We start from the raw sequence: 16255 nt of genomic DNA, 5'->3' as shown, positions 1-16255 counted from the left end.
TCCGGGCGGTTCTATGCCTTCAGCAGGGAGATGACTTCCTCGTCGGAGGTCTGGGAGAAGTCGCGGTACCACTCGCCGACGGCCGAGAACAGAACCGGCGTGGAGAGGCAGACGACCTCGTCCACCTGCGTACGCAGCCAGTCCACCGTGTCCGCGGGAGCCACCGGGACGGCCAGTACCACGCGGGCCGCGCCCTGTGCCCGTACGACCTGGCAGGCCGCCGAGGCCGTGGCACCGGTCGCGACCCCGTCGTCGATCACGATCGCGGTACGGCCGTCGAGCGCCAGCCGGGGCCGGTCGTCACGGAACTGTCCGGCCTGCCGTACGAGTGCCTCCTGCTCGGCGCGCTCGACGGTGGCGATGTCCGCGGGATTCAGTCCTCCGCGGCGGACGACGTCGTCGTTGATCACCCGCACACCACCCTCGCCGATGGCACCGAAGGCCAGCTCACGGTGGTACGGGACACCGAGCTTGCGGACCACGATCACGTCGAGGGGGGCGCCGAGCGCCGTGGCGACCGCCGCGGCCACGGGAACCCCGCCGCGCGGCAGACCCAGCACCACGGGTTTCTCCCCCGCCAGATGCCTGAGCGCTTCGGCGAGGCGCTGCCCCGCATCCGTGCGATCGGTGAACAACACAGTGGTTCACCCCCGACCCAGGGGAGACAGTGACCACGTATGTACCTACTTCGAAGCAACCCCATGTGCGGCGGTCGCGCAAGTCGGCGACATTCGACCTCATGGAACGAATCGGAGTGTGCGGAGCGGCCCTGATCGACATCGACGGCGTACTCACCGTGGACTGGCAGCCGCTGCCCGGCGCTGTGGCGGCCATGGAGCGGCTGCGTGCCGCCGGACTCCCGCTCGCCCTGGTCACCAACACCACGTCCCGCACCCGCGCCCGCATCGCCGCGAAACTGGCCGGGGCGGGCTTCCCCATCGGCGAGGACGACATCCTCACCGCACCCTCGGTCACCGCCGCGTATCTGCGCGAGCACTACCCCGGTGCCCGGTGCGCGCTGCTCAACACCGGCGATGTCCGCGAAGACCTGGCGGGCGTGACACTCGTCGACGTGGCGGAGGGCGGCCCGGGGAACGTGGACGTGGTCGTCGTGGGAGGCGCGGGCGACGCGTTCGGCTACGCGGCCCTCAACGCGGCCTTCCGCCACCTCCAGCGCGGCGCCAGGCTGATCGCGATGCACCGGAACCTGTACTGGCGCACGTCGGAAGGGCTCGACCTCGACACCGGGGCCTTCCTCCCCGGGCTGGAACGGGCCGCCCGGGTCGAGGCGGAAGTCACCGGCAAGCCCGCCGAGGCGTTCTACGCCACCGCGCTGGCCCACCTCGGCGCCGTTGCGTCCGAGACGCTGATGGTGGGCGACGACATCGAGACCGACGTACTGGCGGCGCAGCGCTTCGGTATCACCGGGGTACTGGTCAGGACCGGCAAGTACCTGCCGGAGACACACAGGTCCGCCACCGGCAGCCCGGACCACGTCCTGGACTCCTTTGCGGATCTGCCCGCACTGCTGGGCCGGTGAGCTGCCCGGAGGCGCCGCCGGAGGGGTGAGCCGGCGGCGCCTCGCGACCATACGGGCGCATCAGGCCGCCCCGTCCCGCGACCGTCCGGGGGACCCGCCCGCCGCGCCGAATCGTTCCGCCCCTCGCGGCCCATAACCTCGAAGCACCCTTTTTCGGTCCCAGTGAGCACCGCGAACCACACACCACGTGGAGTCCGCATGTCATCAGCCATCACGCCAGGCCGGAGCAGCAGCCGGAACAGTCAGCGTGTCGTCACCGTCCTCGGCCTCCTGCTCGCCGGCAGTGTGGCCGCGTTCGGCCTTGCCTGGGTGACGCCGCCGAAGGAGCTTTCCGGCCTCGACCCGCGCATCGCTTCGATCATGCACAAGCCCTACTACCCGCATGCCCAGTGGGCGCTGTTCCAGCAGAACCCGGCGACCGGCGAGATCGTGCAGACGCGCTCCGCCGACGAGTTCTTCATCCCCGGGTCCGTGGCCAAACTGTTCAGCGTCAGCGGCACCTGGCACACCCTCGGCAGTGATCACCGCTTCGTCACACCGGTGCACGCGGTCGGAAAGCGCCAGGGTGCGACCCTCACCGGGGACCTGGCCCTCGTCGCCCAGGGTGATCTGACCCTCGGTGGCCGTACGCGTGCGGACGGCACCGTCGCCTTCACCGCCATCGACCACACCTACGCCGACGACGTCCCCGGAGCGACCCTCACACCGCAGAACCCGCTGGCCGGCATCGACCAATTGGCCCGGCAGGTGCGCGCCTCGGGGATCACCAAGGTGGACGGCGACGTGATCGTGGACGCGCGGCTGTTCCGTCCCGACCGGGAGCTCGATCCGGCTCCGACGCCGCTGATCATCAATGACAACGTGATCGATCTGCTCACCACCCCCGGCGGCGGTCCGGGCTCGCCGGCCCGGCTCGACTGGCGTCCGCACGTGGCGTCGTACACCGTGTCGTCCACCGTCCGTACCGTCGCGGCCGGCAAGCCCACCGACATCACGGTCAAACCCTCGGCCGACGGCACCCGCATCAAGCTCTCCGGCACCATCGCCGCCGATGCCGACCCCGTCCTGCGGGTGTCGGACATCCGCGATCCGAACGCCTTCGGCCGTACGGCCCTGATCGAGGCGCTGAAGCGGGCCGGGGTCGAGGTCACTGCCGAACCCGCGGGGCCCAATCCGGCCGGCCGGCTGCCCCGGTCGTACGGGGACGCGCCGGAGGTCGCCCGGTTCACTTCTCCGGCCTACGGCGAATACGCCCGGCTCATCCTCAAGGTGAGCCACAACCTCGGGGCGAATCTCGGGATCTGCCTCATGGCTGTGAGCGCGGGCGGTTCACGGTGCGCGGACGGTTTCCCCGTGCTCGCGAAGTTCCTGGACGTCGCCAAGGTGGACCGCAAGACGGTTCAGCTCGCCGACGGCCGCGGCGGCGACCCGAGCGACCGCACCACACCCCGCGCCGTCGCCCAGATCCTCACCCACTGGCAGGGCACCTCTGACGCGACCCGTTTCCGGGAGGCGCTGCCCACGCTGGGCGTCGACGGGTCTCTTGCGTCGTCGTGCCGGAGCTGCCCCGCCCGCGGCCTGGTCTCCGCCAAGACGGGCACCGTCGCGGGTGGCGACCTCGTCAACGACCGGCTGGGCGTGGGCGCGGAGACCATCGCCGGGTATCTGGAGACCGGCAAGGGGCATTACGACGTGTTCTTCGCCGGGGTGAACGGTGCGTCGGCGCCCGACATCAAGGGCGTGCTGGCGATCGGGAACGACATGGCCGACATCGCCGCATATCTCCAGGAGGGCCCGAGCGGCGCCTCCTGACGCCGGCCGGGGGAAGCCTGACGCCGGGCCGCCGGGGCCGTTCCGTCCGCGCCGGGACCCGGGCCGACGGTCGCCCGGACGGAAACGCACCGATGGTGAAGGCCCCGGCCGGCGAATCGGTCGGGGCCTTCGTCCGAGGGAGGACGCGCACCGTCCCCGCAGTGTCCCTATCGGGCAGTGCCGAAGTCCTGCGTCCAGTAACTGTCGGGCTGCGCGAGGCCGATGCCGATCTCCTTGAACGAGCAGTCGAGGATGTTGCGCTTGTGGCCCGGGCTGGACATCCAGGCCGCCATGACCTTCTCGGGCGTGGAGTAGCCGTAGGCGACGTTCTCGCCGTAGGAGCTCCAGCTGTAACCGGCACGCGTGATCCGGTCGCCGGGCGACGACCCGTCGGAGCCCGTGTGGGACATGTTCCCGTGGGATGCCATGTCCTTGCTGTGGTCCTGAGCGGCCTTGGTCAGCTTCGCGTTCGTCGTCAGCGGGGAGCATCCGGCCTTGCTGCGCTCGTTGTTGACGAGCGTCAGCACGCGGGCCGTGTCCCCGGACGCCGGTGCGGTCGTCGCAGGCGCGCCGGGAGACGCGGTGGTCTGCGGTGCGCCGGGAGTCGCAGTGGGACTCTTCGTCGCTCCCGCAGTCGGCTGGTGACCCCAGGACGAGCCCGTCCACCGCTGGTGGGAGCTCACGTTCTCCCAGTGACCGGAGGGGCGACCGCCCGCATCACCCTGAGTACCCAGGCAGGCCATGGCGGCGGAGGGCACACCCACGGCTCCCACGGCGATGACAGCGATGGTTATCGGCCGGTAGTACGACTTCCTGCGGTGCTTCCTCATGCGTGACCTCGCTCGGTGATCGCGGAGCGCCTCCAGGGGGGTCCGGCTCTGCCCAGTTCCTGCACCAGGGCCGCGGAGACGCCTTGCGGCCGACATTCTTGGAACTGGTGTCGGGGTGCGGCAACAGGCGCCAGTACTACCCCGGCCCGTAGCCAGGGACGGCTCTTGAAACGGGCGCGCAGGCGTGCTGGTCCGTCTTTCGGGGCGGCGAAGAATTCCGTCGGTCCGTCAGAAGCCGTTGTTCGGCGCACGAACGGGCGAAAATGTCGAGCGGGTCGAATACCACTCGATCTTGCTCGGAGCATTTATGCATCAAGACGGATAAAACGCACCATGCCGTCAAGCCTCGACCTACTACTCGACGACCTGAGTGCCAAAAGTCTGTGTGGCCGATGTCACGGAACGACGGGTGCACCGGCCTCGCCGTGCCGCTGGTGACGCAGGCGCCGCGTGCGGTCCTCCGCTTCCCTCAGGAGGTGGTCCGGGCCGGCGGGGCCGGAGGCGTCCGGCCCACCGTCCGGCCCAGCGCGGCTGCCACCCGCGCGAACTTCGCGGCGTCCACGACGGCCGCGCCGCCCAGGTCGTTGTTGAAGTACACATACACATCGCTCTTGTCGGGCCAGGTGTCGACGATGCGGCGGGCCCAGGACTTCAACGCCTGGCGGCCGTAGCGCGGCGGCGGCTCTGCGATGCCGCCGTGAAACCGTACGTACCCCCACGACGCCGTACGCCACAGCGGCGTCACCGGGCGGGACCCCCGATCGGCCCAGCACAGCGCGCTGCCATGCCGTTCCAGCACCGCCCGGAGCTTTCGCTCCGCCTCCCACCACGAGGTGTGCCGGAGTTCGACGGCCACCCGAACCGTGTCGGGGAAGCAGGTCAGGCAGGCGTCCAGAGCCTCGGTGTCCTCCCGGAAGTGCGACGGCAGTTGCAGCAGCACGGGTCCCAGGCGGTCGCCGAGACCCTGGGCGTGATCCATCAGCCGATGCACCGGTTCCTCGGGGTCGCGCAGCCGCTTCAGATGCGTCAGGTAGCGGCTGGCCTTGACCGCCATGACGAACCCCTCCGGGGTCCGCTCCCGCCAGGAGGCGAAGATCTCCGCAGTGGGAAGCCGGTAGAAGGCGTTGTTGTTCTCCACCGTGCCGAATTGCCGGGCGTACTCCTCCAGCCACAGCCGCTGCGGTTGCCCGGATGGATAGAGAACGCCGCGCCAGTCCTTGTACTGCCACCCTGACGTTCCGACGAGCATGGGCATGATCCGATGCCTGCCCGTGGGGCCGAAGGCCGTAACACCTCACCCTGCGAGCGACCCACGTGGAGCCCTGTCCGCCGGTCGACGAGAACTGAGCTGCGACGAGGGCATCCGCCGGCTCGCAGCGCCACAATGGAGGTGCGGGACGCGCCTGCCGTCGCGGAGAGGCGGGACCCTCTGATGCCGTACGTAGCTGTCACTGCACTGAGCCACACCGGGCTGATCCGCGATCACAATGAGGACAGCCTCGTTGTCGGACCGTGGACGCTGTGCGGCACCGTGACCGAGAACCCGCAGACGCTGCTGTTCCCTCTCGGCACACCGCTCGTCGTCGCGGTCGCCGACGGTATCGGCGGGCAGCCGGCCGGCGAGGTGGCCAGTGCTTTGGTCGTCCACCGACTCGCTGCGATCGGCCCTTCGCTGAACAGCGAGGCAGCCGTTCGTGACGCTCTGAAGTCCTGCAATCATGCGGTGTACGCGGCCGCCGTCGGCCATCCCGAGCTGGCCGCCATGGGTACCACGGTCGCGGGTGCCGTCGTGCTGGCGGAGTCGTTGCTCGCCTTCAACGTCGGCGACAGCAGGGTGCTCGACGCGACTCAGGACGGACTTCGCCGGGTGAGCGTCGACGACAGCCCGCCGTTGCCGCCGGGCATGCGCACCACGTCGCTCATCACGCAGGCGCTCGGTGGCGCCTCCCGGTTCAGTGCCGTCACGCCCCACGTGACGACGTTGCCGCTGTCCGCAGGCGATCGTTACCTGGTCTGCACCGACGGGTTGACCGACCCGGTGACGGAGGACGAACTCGACAGCCTGCTGCGGGTGCACAACGACGGAAGGGCCGCCTTCGAGCTGTGGAAGGCCGCCATCGAAGTGGGCGGCCCCGACAACATCACCCTGGCGGTGGTACGCATCGGCGAGTAGCGGCCGGCGGAAGCGGGTGTTCTCGATCCCCGAAGCCGCAGGTCAGTCCCTGTCCGGTGCCGCAGAGACGGAAGCCGATGTGGCGGGAGCGGTCCGGTACGAGCACCGTCGGCCGCCCTCGGTGGTGACCGCGACCGGCACCGCCTACAGCGCGTCCGGGCCCCGCTCGCCCGTGCGGACCCGGACCACCGTGTCCACCGGCACCGCCCACACCTTGCCGTCGCCGATCTTGCCGGTCCGGGCGGCGCGGACCACCGCGTCGATCACCAGGTCCGCGTCCGCGTCCTCGACGACGACCTCGATGCGGGCCTTCGGCACCAGGTCGACCCGGTACTCGGCGCCCCGGTACACCTCGGTGTGGCCGCGCTGACGCCCGTATCCGCTGGCCTCCGTGACGGTCAGTCCTTGCACGCCGAGCTCCCGCAGTGCGGTCTTCACCTCGTCAAGGCGGTACGGCTTGACGATCGCGGTGATGAGCTTCATGTGGCAGGGCTCCTGTCCTTGGAATGAGTCGAGAGGGCCAGGGCCTGCGGGGCGGCATGACCCAGGACGCCGTGATCGTAGGCGCTCTCCGCGTGCACCGTCTGGTCCAGGCCCGTGAGCTCCTCCTCCGTGGAGGCCCGCACCCCCATCAGCTTGTCGATCGCCTTACCGATCCCGTAGGTCACCAGGAACGTGTACGCGGCCACGGCAAGGACGGCGACGGCCTGCCGGGCGAGCTGGCCCGGGCCGCCCCCGTACAGGAGACCTTCCTTGCCGCCGGTCATCGTGGCCGTTGCGAACAGTCCGATGAGCAACGTGCCGACGACACCTCCGACGAAGTGCACGCCGACCACGTCCAGCGAGTCGTCGTAGCCGAACCGGAACTTCCACGCGACCGCGTACGAGCAGACGACGCCGGCCGCGAGTCCGACCACGGCGCCGCCCAGGATGCTGACCGTGCCGCAGGCGGGCGTGATCGCCACCAGTCCGGCGACCGCGCCCGACGCCGCGCCGAAGGTGGTCGGGTGGCCGTCGCGCTTCTGCTCGACGAAGAGCCAGCCGAGCAGGCCGGTGGATCCGGCGACGAGGGTGTTGAGGAGCGAGGCCGCGGCAAGACCGTTGGCGCCGAGGGCCGAGCCGCCGTTGAAGCCGAGCCAGCCGAACCAGAGCAGGCCGGCCCCGAGCATCACCATCGGCAGGTTGTGCTGGCGCATGGCGTCCTTCTTGAAGCCGATGCGCGGGCCCACCACCAAGGCGAGTGCCAGGCCCGATGCTCCGCACGTGATCTCCACCACGAGGCCCCCGGCGAAGTCCAGGGCGCCCAGGGAGTGCGCGATCCAGCCGCCGGGTCCCCACACCCAGTGTGCGACGGGAACGTATACGAGCAGGGTCCACACCGGCACGAGGACCAGCCAGGCCGCGAACTTCATGCGGTCCGCGATCGCGCCGCTGATCAGTGCCGCCGTGACGATCGCGAAGGTGAGCTGGAACGTCGTGAACAGCAGGGTGGGGACGCTGCCGGTGAGGGTGCCGGGACCGATGCCCGCCATGCCCATGTGGTCGAGGTTGCCGATGAGGCCGGCGAAGACGTCGTCGCCGAAGGCCAGCGAATAGCCCGCGACCAGCCAGACGACGGTGACCAGCGCGATGGAGACGAAGCTCATCATCAGCATGTTGAGGACGCTCTTCGAGCGGACCATGCCGCCGTAGAACAGAGCCAGCCCGGGAGTCATCAGCAGGACGAGGGCGGTGGCGGCTAGCAGCCAGGCGGTGTCGCCTGTGTCGAGGCCTGCCGCGGCCAGGGTCACGGGGGTCAAGAGGGAGTCCCTCCTCGGGGCGGCGTGGGGGTCCGGCGACAGAGAGGGTGGCGGGGTCGCGTTTCGTAACGAACACCCATGCGTTTCCGGCACATTTCATTGCGCGGAGGTGACCGAGTTCTCACGGCGGCCGCGGTGGGCGTGGGATGGCGCGACAACGCGGCGAGGGTGCCGTAGCTGTCGTCGTGCGCCCGCCAGGGGTTACGGGGCAGTCCTCAGATGCGGGCGAACCTGTCGTTCTGGTCGGAGAACTCCTGGGCCATGGTGCTGCTGACCGTGGGCTTGGTCGCGCCGATCGTCTCCAGGTAGTCGTCCGTGGTGGGACGGGCCCGGGTTCCGGTGTCGACGGTGCGCTCGAACTGGGCCTGGGAGACCGTACGCGCGACGTGGGCGATGTCGGCGGGCGTGAATCCCTCACTGGCGGCCGCGAGTGCCGCGTTGTCGGCCTCCGCGCCCGCTCGCGCCAGGTAGCTCTCCCACAGCGCGGCCCGGGCCGTGTGGTCGGGAGGACCGATGGGCAGTACGTAGTCGAAGCGACCGTGCCGCAGGAAGGCCGGGTCCAGCGTGGTCACGTTGTTGGTGGCGCAGACGAGCAGCCGGCCGTCCTGGCTGCGGAACCGGACGATCGCCTTGAGCAGCTCGTTGACGATGCCGACCGCGGTCGGGTCCGCGCCGGTGCGTTCGACGGCGATCTCCTCGACCTCGTCGATGAAGACCAGTGCGTGGTCGAGCTGGGCGATCTCGTCGAACCGTCGGTTGAGCCCGGCCGCCAGCCCGTATTCGGCGGCGAGACGCGCGGGGAAGAGTTCGACGAACGGCCATCCCAGGCGGCTGGCGATCGCGTGCGCGAACGTGCTCTTGCCCGTCCCGGGCGGACCGAACAGCATGACGGCGCGTGGCAGCTCCACCCCGTGCTGGGCCGCCAGTTCGGGGTGGGCCAGCGGCAGGACCAGGCGCCGCTCGATGAGCTGTTTCTCCCGTTCCATGCCCGCGACCTTCTGCCACAGCCCTCCGGGCGGCAGCTCCGCACCGAGCACGGCCAGCATGCTGATCGCCTGAGGGGTCACGGGCCCGCGCTTCTCGAAGAAAACCAGGCCGGAGCGGGTGTCGAAGTCGCAGTTGTGCAGAGCGGCGGCACCGGTCTCGCCCTCGGGCAGTACCGCGTGCACCGTCCGGACACCACCGGCGAAGAGCTGGTGCTCAAGGGTTGTGATCAGGGCACTGCCCAGACCTCGATGCCGCCAGGACGGGGCCATGCAGATACGCAGGATCCACGCCCGGTCGCCTTCCACCCTGCTCACCGCGGCCCCGATCATCACATCGTCCGCCATGGCAACCACGGCCGGATGAAGCGCTTGGAGGGCCGCCACGGTGTCGGAGAGCTGGAAGAGGGGTGGTTCTCCAGTCGTGCCGCTCTCCGTGTCGAGGCGGATCACCGCCTCGAGATCGTCCTGGGAGTAGTCCCTGACAAACCAACCCGTCATGATCAGCTCCGAGTGCTCGGCCGTACTCCCATCATCGGCCGCAGCCCGCGGTGCGCAGCCCGGGCGCGTGGCGCAGGCCGCGGCCTGCTGCGGGACCGGCCTGCTCGCAGGAACCCGAGGCGGGCGGGAGGCACCGGAAGCGCCCAGCTCGCTGCCGTTCTGCTGCTCACTCGTCACGCCCTACGGTGCGGCGGCGCCGCGACCTGTCCGGACGATGGACGTCTGTGTGCGAGGGCGACGAAGCGATCAGCCGATGCACACGGCGATCAGACAGATCTGCGTCGGAGATGTCGGATCACCCGCCGACGTGATCGGCAGCAGGTGCACAGCCGACGGGCCTGCGCCGGAGTGTTCGGTGGCCGCCGGCGGAGTCGTCGCCGGGGCCGGGGCCTGGGGCTGGACCGGGGTCCCGGTGTCGCCCGTGTGCGTCCCGTCGGCCGACTCGGGTGTGGTGCGCGGCGTGGTGCTCGAGGTCGCGGGAGAGGGGGCCGTGGCTGCGGCCTTCGGCTGCCGGTTCGGCGTCGCGGTGTGCGGCGCGGCGACGGTGGCGCTCCCGTGCCGGCTCGTCGTCGCGGGGCGGTGAGTGCCGGGACGCGCGGGGACCTGGGTGTCCGGCTGCTCCGACACCGAGTCGGTGTTCGCTGTCCGGGGTGTGGCCGCGGTCACCGGCTCCGGCGGTGAGGCTGCGTGTGTATGGCTGTTGGAAGACCTGGTGGCCGGCAGCGCGGCGACGGTCAGGCCGCCACCGACGAGGGCGACGGCCGTTGCGGCCACGGCCCGACGCTTGTTCTTCTTCCAGCGCGCCAGCTGCCGACGCCGAGCCGCCCGGCCCTGCCCGGTGGCGGCAGTGCCTTCGGGGCCGCTGGACGAACCGGTGGCCGATGCGTCCGCCATCGCGTCTCCGGGCGCACCGATGCCGAACGGGTCCGCCTCGGCGTGACGAGTGCCGGTGCCGGACCTCGGAGCAGGCCAGTCCTCCGCGAGCCATGCCTGACTCGCCGTTGGGGCGGAGGCGGCCGTGCCGTGGGAGTGACGGGCGGGCGGGGCGATGTCGGGAGCGTATGCGCCGCACCCCGGACACACGAGCGCCCCATTGAGAATTCGGCGGCACGCGGAGCAGTAGTCCATCTGCGATCTTTCTGTGATGGCTGCGCCGCCAGGGACGCCGGCGACCTGTTCTCGAGTTCGCACGCGGGATCGAGCGGGCAGCAACGCTACTGGCACGCGCCGAAGGTGATGCGCAGCCCTTGTGACGCTGCTGCAAAGATCTGCAGGCGGTGATGCGTCCGGCTCCCGGACATGTCGTCACGAATGCCGGGATGAGTGGCGGGGCCTCGCCTGCCTCGGGCCGCCGGACCGGGGGCCTTTGTGTGGAGCGGTGAAGGGGAATCGAACTCGCGCTCCCGGCCCGGGAGTCATGTCGCCGGCGGTCGGTGGGCGGGGGAGGCGTGGCTGTCGCTCCCGCTCTCCGGCTCTGTGCACGCTCGGGTCCGCAGGCCGGGTCCGGCTCCGAGCGCTGACGGGATCGGTCGGAGCTCGCGTCCGGGTCTGCCGCGACGCGGCGGTCTTCGGCGTTCAGCCGATGGCCCCCTCGCCGAAGCTCCCCGGACGGGTCCCGGTGAATAGAATCGGCTCTCATGTCGAAGCCTGACGAATTGCTCGTTGACGTCGCCGCCCTGGTGGAGTCCGGGCAAAGCAATCAGATGTCCCTGACCGTGGTCACCGGTGGCGCTGTCATCACCGGTCGACTGGCTCCCGAAGCCGTCTGGCGACAGCGGGTGTCGGAGGTCCTGACGGATTCGGCCCACCTGGGCGAGTTCGCCGGTACCTTCACCGCCTCCACTCGGAAGGACGGACCCCCGACGCATCTCCACTTCCACGTCGCACGGATCCTGCAGGGGGCTGTGGGAATCCCGGAGACCGGTGGGATGTACCGGGTCTCGATCGAGGACGTCGGCGCCTGGACCGTGGGCGACTTCAGCTACCACTGAGCCCGGACTGACGGGAAACGTACGACACGTGAGGAGGCCTGGTCGGCGCGCGCCACCAGGCCTCCTCTCTCGTACGAGGTGGCCTTCAGGAAGCGATGCTCCGAGCGCACGCTGACCAAGAAGTGCCCCGCCTGAGGTGTCCGCATGTCCGTGGACCGTGATCGCCTCATGGCTCCCGGACTCCACACTCGCTCGGTCATGTGAGGGGCTTGCCCAGGGGCGGCCGCTGAACGTCACTCCGATGCTGCTTTGATCGGTGCGTGACTCGTGCTGATGACCCGCCCGGCGACAGACCGGAGAGGATGAGCCTCGCCATCGCATTCGGTGGGGCTTCCGTCGCGTTCTGGTTCTGCTGCCCGTTCTGGGCGCTCGTCTGGCTACTGGCCTTGCCGTTGGGCCTGACAGGCCTTGTCCGCGGTTTCGTCGAATACCGCGCTGCCTCGCGTCGGAACACGAGCGTGCTCAGCCTCTGGTCGGACTGGTGCTCTCGTTCGTGGGGACATCGGCTGCGGTCGCGTACATGATCTTCGTCTTCACGCATCCGGACCTGCCGGTTCAGGGCTAGTGGAACCTCTCGGCGGGATGCGTGAGGCGTCCGGGGGCGAACCCGCACCCTCCCTCCTCAAGTCACCTCCGTACGGACGGACTTGATGCCCCGGACCGTGACTGCCCGGCTCCGCCGGGGACGAAGGCGGTCGAGACGGGAGCGCCGGGCCACCTCAGGCCCGGTGGAAGCCGTGGCAGGCCCGAGGTGTGGTCTGTCAGGTGCCGCAGCGTGATGCCCGATCCGGGCGACGTCGGGAGCCATTGCTCCACCGGGTCGTCGAGGCCGAGCAGGCCCGCCCGGGCCATACGTACCAGTACGGTGCCGGTGAGAACCTTGGTCAGGGATCCGATCTCGACGAAGGCGGCCGGATCGTGCCCGTGCCGGTCCAGCGGCGGAGCCGAGCTCCTGAGCACGCAGACAGGAACGGGCCGCAGCGACAAGCCCGCCTTCAGGACTGCGCCCACTGCTGGAGAAGAGCCTCGCGTTCGGCGAGGCGCGGAGTCTTCCCTGCACCGTGCGCCCGCCCCCATGTGCCGAGGACCGCCGGGCTGAGAGTCCCGGCGACGAAGCGGTCCAGTACCTGATGGGACAGCTCCACCTCGCGAGGGGTGTACGCGCCTGCGGCGGCCGAGTGTACGGGCAACTCAGCCACACCGTCGGATGCTTGGACATGTACGGTCATCTCGGCGGGACCCTCCGGTCCGCCCAGCCCCATGGCCCCGAGCACCACGTCGAGCGTCATCGACAGCCTCCGGCCGGGAGTCGCTCTCACCGGCGCACCGACGACGGTCACCGAGCTGAGGCCGGTCCACTTCCAGGTGCCGGACCGGGGTCCGACCGCATCGAGGCCCGCCGTGGCCAACCGGACACCAGGGGCCGACTCGCCGGGTGGTGCACCGAGGTGGACCGCATCCTCGGAGACCCAGAACAGCCCGACCATTGCCACAGTTGACTCCACCGTTCACGTATTGCCATGGGTTCGATCTGAAATGGATGCTCAGGCAACAGGCCTGACGATCAGCCAGTATTTTCCACCGGACCCTGGGCGGTCGTGTCGCAGGCGTTCTTTTCCGGCCGCCGCAGCCGTTCATGCAGGGACCGCTCGATCCGGACCATGGCGCGGGTCGCGAAGGCCACACCCTCGCCCGGTGGCCGACTCAGGAAGATGAGGTCCCACGCCACCATCGTCAGGAAAACGGAGCCAGCGGCGCGGCGTCCGATACGGAGGCTTCGGTGTCAACCTGCTGCACGGTGCAGGACAGCTTCATGCCAGGACCCGCGCACTCGGCCGCCGAGCGGCAGAGCGAGGTGGTGGCACCGGCCCCGACCGGCTCGTACGGGCTCGACGTGAAGCCGCGGATGATCAGAGATCCGCGGGGGTCGCATGCTCGGTGGGTGACGTGACGGAGAACGTGGCATGGCGAATGCGCAAGAGTCTCCCGAAGGTCGACTCTCAAATGTCTGAATTCTCTTGTCTGTTCGGATCGAGTGGGTTTTCGCAGACGTACCGTGAGCCGCCTGCGGCCCATGGGGCCAGGGTTCCGTCGGTTCCACTTGTCAGGATGGCGTAGATGTGATGCAGGGCAGGTATCAGCAACCGCTTCCCCCGGCCGTCGACTCGCTCGAAGGCGGAGGTGTCGCGGTCGCCGAGCCACCGCCTCGCAGACGCCCGGCGCGGAAGACCGGCACCGCCGCACGGGCGCGGCCCCGGCTGTACGTCATCGACGGCATACGCCTGGTCGCCGCGCTCATGGTGGCCCTGCACCACTACGTGGGTACCTCCCGCGTCGACCAGCCGGGCAACGCGTTCTGGGGCCGGCCGGTGTCCGAGATCATGCCCACGGTGTTCCGCTTCGCGTCCTTCGGCTGGATCGGCGTGGAAATCTTCTTCGTGATCAGCGGCTTCGTGATCTGTATGTCGTGCTGGGGCCGAACTCCGAAGGACTTCTTCGTCTCCCGGGTGATTCGCCTCTACCCGGCGTACTGGGTCGCCGTCGCCTTCACCGTGGCCGTCCTGGTCGCCTTGCCGGGCGTGTGGGGGCGGCCGCACAAGCGGGACGTCCTGTTCAACCTCACGATGCTGCAGTCGGGCTCCGGAGTGCCGAACGTCGACGCCGTCTACTGGACCCTCTGGTCGGAGCTGCGGTTCTACCTGCTCTTCATGGTCATGGTCGCCATGGGGCTGACCTATCGCAGGGTCGTCGTGTTCTGCTGCGTGTGGGGCGCGGCCGCCATGCTCGCCCCCGTGTCCAAGTTCCCGCTGCTGGTGCTGGCGGCCGACCCGAGCGGCGCCTGGTACTTCATCGCGGGTCTGGCCCTCTACCTCATGCACCGCTTCGGCCAGGACCTGTTGCTCTGGGGCATCCTCGCCATGGCGTTGCTCATGGGCCAGCGGGAGCTGGGGTTGCGGGTCGCGTACGAAGGTGTCTCCAGCTGGCGCGGATCCGTGCTGATCTTCACGGTGTTCCTGCTCGTCATGGTCGCCGTCGCACTCGGCTTCACCGATCACATCCGCTGGAAGTGGCTGGTCACCGCGGGCTGCCTGACCTATCCGCTCTACCTGATGCACTACGTCATCGGCACGACGCTGATCAGCCGTCTGCACGACGCCATGGACGCCCGGCTTCTGGTCGCTCTCGTCATCGCCGGTTTCCTGGTCCTGAGCTGGCTGGTCCATCGCCTCGTGGAACGGCCGACGGCGCGGCTGCTGAAGCGAGGGCTGGAATCCTCCTTCACCCGGCTGCGCTCCTTCGGGCGCCCGGCCTGACCTCTCGTCCCGGACCTGCCACACCCATGGCGCCGAAAGCGGCCCGGGGCCCGGGAGGAAACCGCTCCTGAGCCGGCCCTTGGCATTGTTGGCGCCGGCCGAACGGCTCGGGTGATCAAGGGAGTTCCGGCCGACGATGTCTGCGGTCCGGGTCCGGCGGGCGGCCGATGACGCGGACGGGGCGGCGTACGCCGACGCGGTGTCGGAGTACGCCGCCCTGGGGCGGGACGAGTTGCGGGAGGTGACCCGCGCCGGCATGGCGGTTACTTCGGGTCGCCGTTGAACTTCGAGGCCGACCAGAAGTAGCCGAGCACCGCGAGACCCAGGCACCAGGCCACCGCGAGCCACCCGTTGTGGCCGATCTCGCTGCCGAGCAGCAGGCCGCGCAGGGTCTCGATGGCCGGGGTGAAGGGCTGGTACTCGGCGATCGGCTGGAACCAGCCGGGCATCGAGTCGATGGGGACGAAGGCGCTGGAGATGAGCGGGAGAAGGATCAGCGGCATCGCGTTGTTGCTGGCGGCCTCGGCGTTCGGGCTGATCAGGCCCATGCCGACGGCGATCCAGGTGAGCGCCAGGGCGAAGAGCACAAGCAGCCCGAATGCCGCGAGCCATTCCAGGGCGGTGGCGTCGGTGGAGCGGAAGCCGATGGCCACGGCGACCGCGCCGACAAGGACCACGCTGGCGACCGACTGCAGCACGCTGCCGATGACGTGGCCGATGAGCACGGAGCCGCGGTGGATCGCCATCGTGCGGAAGCGGGCGATGATGCCTTCGGTCATGTCGTTGGAGACGGATACCGCGGTGCCGACGACGGTGGAGCCGATGGTCATGAGCAGGATGCCGGGGACGATGTAGGCGATGTAGGCGGAGCGGCCCGCGCCGCCGCTCATGGTGTCGCCGAAGATGTAGACGAAGAGCAGCAGCAGCATGACCGGGGTGAGCAGCAGGTTCAGGGTCAGCGACGGATAGCGGCGGGCGTGCAGGAGGTTGCGGCGCAGCATCGTGGACGAGTCGCGGACGGCGAGGGAGAGGGAGCTCATCGGACAGCCTCCTTGGGCTGGGTGGTCTGGCTGGGCACGCTGGAGCCGGTCAGGGCGAAGAACACGTCGTCGAGGTCGGGGGTGTGGACGGTCAGCTCGTCGGCCTCGATGCCGGCCGCGTCCAGCTGGTCGAGGATGGAGCGCAGTTCGCGCTGGCTGCCGCCGCTGGGGACTTGTAGTGCCAGCGCCTCGTCGTCCCGGGTGGCCTCGCGCAGTGCGACCGCGGCGGATCGGTAGGCGGCCGGGTCGGTGAAGCGGAGTCGTACGTGGCC

15 protein-coding genes and 2 pseudogenes are annotated in these 16255 nt (G+C 69.7%); 6 read left to right on the top strand and 11 right to left on the bottom strand.

All coding sequences use genetic code 11. The features are described 5' to 3' along the window. Positions 1-20: 20 nt before the first annotated feature. Positions 21-638 (bottom strand): annotated as a pseudogene (locus tag ACFYP5_RS15275) (phosphoribosyltransferase); the annotation flags it as partial. 101 nt (positions 639-739) lie between these two features. On the opposite strand from ACFYP5_RS15275, the gene ACFYP5_RS15270 reads away from it, so the two are divergent. Both ACFYP5_RS15270 and dacB read left to right on the top strand, forming a co-directional pair. Continuing rightward, positions 740-1540, top strand: a complete 801-nt coding sequence (locus tag ACFYP5_RS15270) for an HAD-IIA family hydrolase (RefSeq protein WP_389035405.1) — start codon at positions 740-742, stop codon at positions 1538-1540. A gap of 198 nt (positions 1541-1738) precedes the next feature. Continuing rightward, a complete protein-coding gene (gene dacB, locus ACFYP5_RS15265) occupies positions 1739-3352 on the top strand; it encodes a D-alanyl-D-alanine carboxypeptidase/D-alanyl-D-alanine-endopeptidase (RefSeq protein WP_389035402.1) in 1614 nt (537 codons plus the stop codon). A gap of 167 nt (positions 3353-3519) precedes the next feature. Here the strand turns inward: dacB and ACFYP5_RS15260 are convergent, their stop codons facing one another. Then, positions 3520-4182 carry a CAP domain-containing protein gene (locus tag ACFYP5_RS15260; protein WP_389035398.1) on the bottom strand — a complete coding sequence of 221 codons (663 nt, stop codon included), beginning with the start codon at positions 4180-4182 and terminating at the stop codon, positions 3520-3522. Positions 4183-4651: 469 nt separating this feature from the next. Continuing rightward, entirely contained in the window at positions 4652-5437 is a 786-nt protein-coding gene (locus ACFYP5_RS15255; RefSeq protein ID WP_389035395.1) for a DUF72 domain-containing protein, read from the bottom strand. 177 nt (positions 5438-5614) lie between these two features. Here ACFYP5_RS15255 and ACFYP5_RS15250 point away from each other — a divergent pair, with 177 nt between their 5' ends. Continuing rightward, positions 5615-6355 carry a PP2C family protein-serine/threonine phosphatase gene (locus ACFYP5_RS15250; RefSeq protein WP_389035392.1) on the top strand — a complete coding sequence of 247 codons (741 nt, stop codon included), beginning with the start codon at positions 5615-5617 and terminating at the stop codon, positions 6353-6355. A gap of 144 nt (positions 6356-6499) precedes the next feature. Here ACFYP5_RS15250 and ACFYP5_RS15245 read toward each other — a convergent pair whose 3' ends face one another. The 4 genes from ACFYP5_RS15245 to ACFYP5_RS15230 form a co-directional block, all read right to left on the bottom strand. Then, positions 6500-6838, bottom strand: coding sequence for a P-II family nitrogen regulator (locus ACFYP5_RS15245; protein WP_030931525.1), 339 nt, complete (start codon positions 6836-6838; stop codon positions 6500-6502). Beyond that, positions 6835-8154, bottom strand: a complete 1320-nt coding sequence (locus ACFYP5_RS15240) for an ammonium transporter (protein WP_389035389.1) — start codon at positions 8152-8154, stop codon at positions 6835-6837. The genes ACFYP5_RS15245 and ACFYP5_RS15240 overlap by 4 nt, the downstream gene beginning before the upstream one ends. Positions 8155-8369: 215 nt before the next feature. Next, a complete protein-coding gene (locus ACFYP5_RS15235; protein ID WP_389035386.1) occupies positions 8370-9638 on the bottom strand; it encodes an ATP-binding protein in 1269 nt (422 codons plus the stop codon). 246 nt (positions 9639-9884) lie between these two features. Then, positions 9885-10532, bottom strand: coding sequence for a hypothetical protein (locus ACFYP5_RS15230; RefSeq protein WP_389035383.1), 648 nt, complete (start codon positions 10530-10532; stop codon positions 9885-9887). A 743-nt stretch (positions 10533-11275) separates the two neighbouring features. Here ACFYP5_RS15230 and ACFYP5_RS15225 point away from each other — a divergent pair. Next, a complete protein-coding gene (locus ACFYP5_RS15225) occupies positions 11276-11629 on the top strand; it encodes a hypothetical protein (protein WP_389035381.1) in 354 nt (117 codons plus the stop codon). 627 nt (positions 11630-12256) lie between these two features. Here the strand turns inward: ACFYP5_RS15225 and ACFYP5_RS15220 are convergent. Both ACFYP5_RS15220 and ACFYP5_RS15215 read right to left on the bottom strand, forming a co-directional pair. Beyond that, positions 12257-12589 carry a serine hydrolase gene (locus ACFYP5_RS15220; protein ID WP_389035378.1) on the bottom strand — a complete coding sequence of 111 codons (333 nt, stop codon included), beginning with the start codon at positions 12587-12589 and terminating at the stop codon, positions 12257-12259. Positions 12590-12624: 35 nt separating this feature from the next. Then, positions 12625-13122: a hypothetical protein gene (locus ACFYP5_RS15215; protein ID WP_389035375.1), complete on the bottom strand. Its 498-nt coding sequence runs from the start codon at positions 13120-13122 to the stop codon at positions 12625-12627. 630 nt (positions 13123-13752) lie between these two features. Between ACFYP5_RS15215 and ACFYP5_RS15210 the strand changes: the two genes are divergently transcribed. Together ACFYP5_RS15210 and ACFYP5_RS15205 are read left to right on the top strand one after the other, a co-directional pair. Further along, a complete protein-coding gene (locus tag ACFYP5_RS15210; protein WP_389035372.1) occupies positions 13753-14943 on the top strand; it encodes an acyltransferase family protein in 1191 nt (396 codons plus the stop codon). Positions 14944-15079: 136 nt separating this feature from the next. Next, a complete protein-coding gene (locus ACFYP5_RS15205) occupies positions 15080-15226 on the top strand; it encodes a hypothetical protein (protein ID WP_389035370.1) in 147 nt (48 codons plus the stop codon). On the opposite strand, the gene ACFYP5_RS15200 is transcribed toward ACFYP5_RS15205, so the two are convergent. Both ACFYP5_RS15200 and ACFYP5_RS15195 read right to left on the bottom strand, forming a co-directional pair. Next, positions 15207-15983 carry an ABC transporter permease gene (locus ACFYP5_RS15200; protein ID WP_389035367.1) on the bottom strand — a complete coding sequence of 259 codons (777 nt, stop codon included), beginning with the start codon at positions 15981-15983 and terminating at the stop codon, positions 15207-15209. The genes ACFYP5_RS15205 and ACFYP5_RS15200 overlap by 20 nt on opposite strands. Then, a pseudogene (locus ACFYP5_RS15195) lies at positions 15980-16255 on the bottom strand (ABC transporter); the annotation flags it as partial. The gene ACFYP5_RS15200 and the pseudogene ACFYP5_RS15195, both read right to left, overlap by 4 nt.

It is taken from the genome of Streptomyces sp. NPDC005262 (assembly GCF_042872425.1).
GTDB lineage: Bacteria > Actinomycetota > Actinomycetes > Streptomycetales > Streptomycetaceae > Streptomyces.
This window is presented reverse-complemented; position numbering and strand designations above follow the sequence as displayed.

What these genes read in the sequence shown, in the direction of transcription:
- ACFYP5_RS15230 (WP_389035383.1), bottom strand. Translation starts at nt 10,532, where the DNA reads ATGGCGGACGCATCGGCCACCGGTTCGTCCAGCGGCCCCGAAGGCACT.
- ACFYP5_RS15205 (WP_389035370.1), top strand. Translation starts at nt 15,080, where the DNA reads ATGTCTGCGGTCCGGGTCCGGCGGGCGGCCGATGACGCGGACGGGGCG.
- dacB (WP_389035402.1), top strand. Translation starts at nt 1,739, where the DNA reads ATGTCATCAGCCATCACGCCAGGCCGGAGCAGCAGCCGGAACAGTCAG.
- ACFYP5_RS15260 (WP_389035398.1), bottom strand. Translation starts at nt 4,182, where the DNA reads ATGAGGAAGCACCGCAGGAAGTCGTACTACCGGCCGATAACCATCGCT.
- ACFYP5_RS15255 (WP_389035395.1), bottom strand. Translation starts at nt 5,437, where the DNA reads ATGCCCATGCTCGTCGGAACGTCAGGGTGGCAGTACAAGGACTGGCGC.
- ACFYP5_RS15210 (WP_389035372.1), top strand. Translation starts at nt 13,753, where the DNA reads ATGCAGGGCAGGTATCAGCAACCGCTTCCCCCGGCCGTCGACTCGCTC.
- ACFYP5_RS15200 (WP_389035367.1), bottom strand. Translation starts at nt 15,983, where the DNA reads ATGAGCTCCCTCTCCCTCGCCGTCCGCGACTCGTCCACGATGCTGCGC.
- ACFYP5_RS15245 (WP_030931525.1), bottom strand. Translation starts at nt 6,838, where the DNA reads ATGAAGCTCATCACCGCGATCGTCAAGCCGTACCGCCTTGACGAGGTG.
- ACFYP5_RS15225 (WP_389035381.1), top strand. Translation starts at nt 11,276, where the DNA reads ATGTCGAAGCCTGACGAATTGCTCGTTGACGTCGCCGCCCTGGTGGAG.
- ACFYP5_RS15270 (WP_389035405.1), top strand. Translation starts at nt 740, where the DNA reads ATGGAACGAATCGGAGTGTGCGGAGCGGCCCTGATCGACATCGACGGC.
- ACFYP5_RS15250 (WP_389035392.1), top strand. Translation starts at nt 5,615, where the DNA reads ATGCCGTACGTAGCTGTCACTGCACTGAGCCACACCGGGCTGATCCGC.
- ACFYP5_RS15235 (WP_389035386.1), bottom strand. Translation starts at nt 9,638, where the DNA reads ATGACGGGTTGGTTTGTCAGGGACTACTCCCAGGACGATCTCGAGGCG.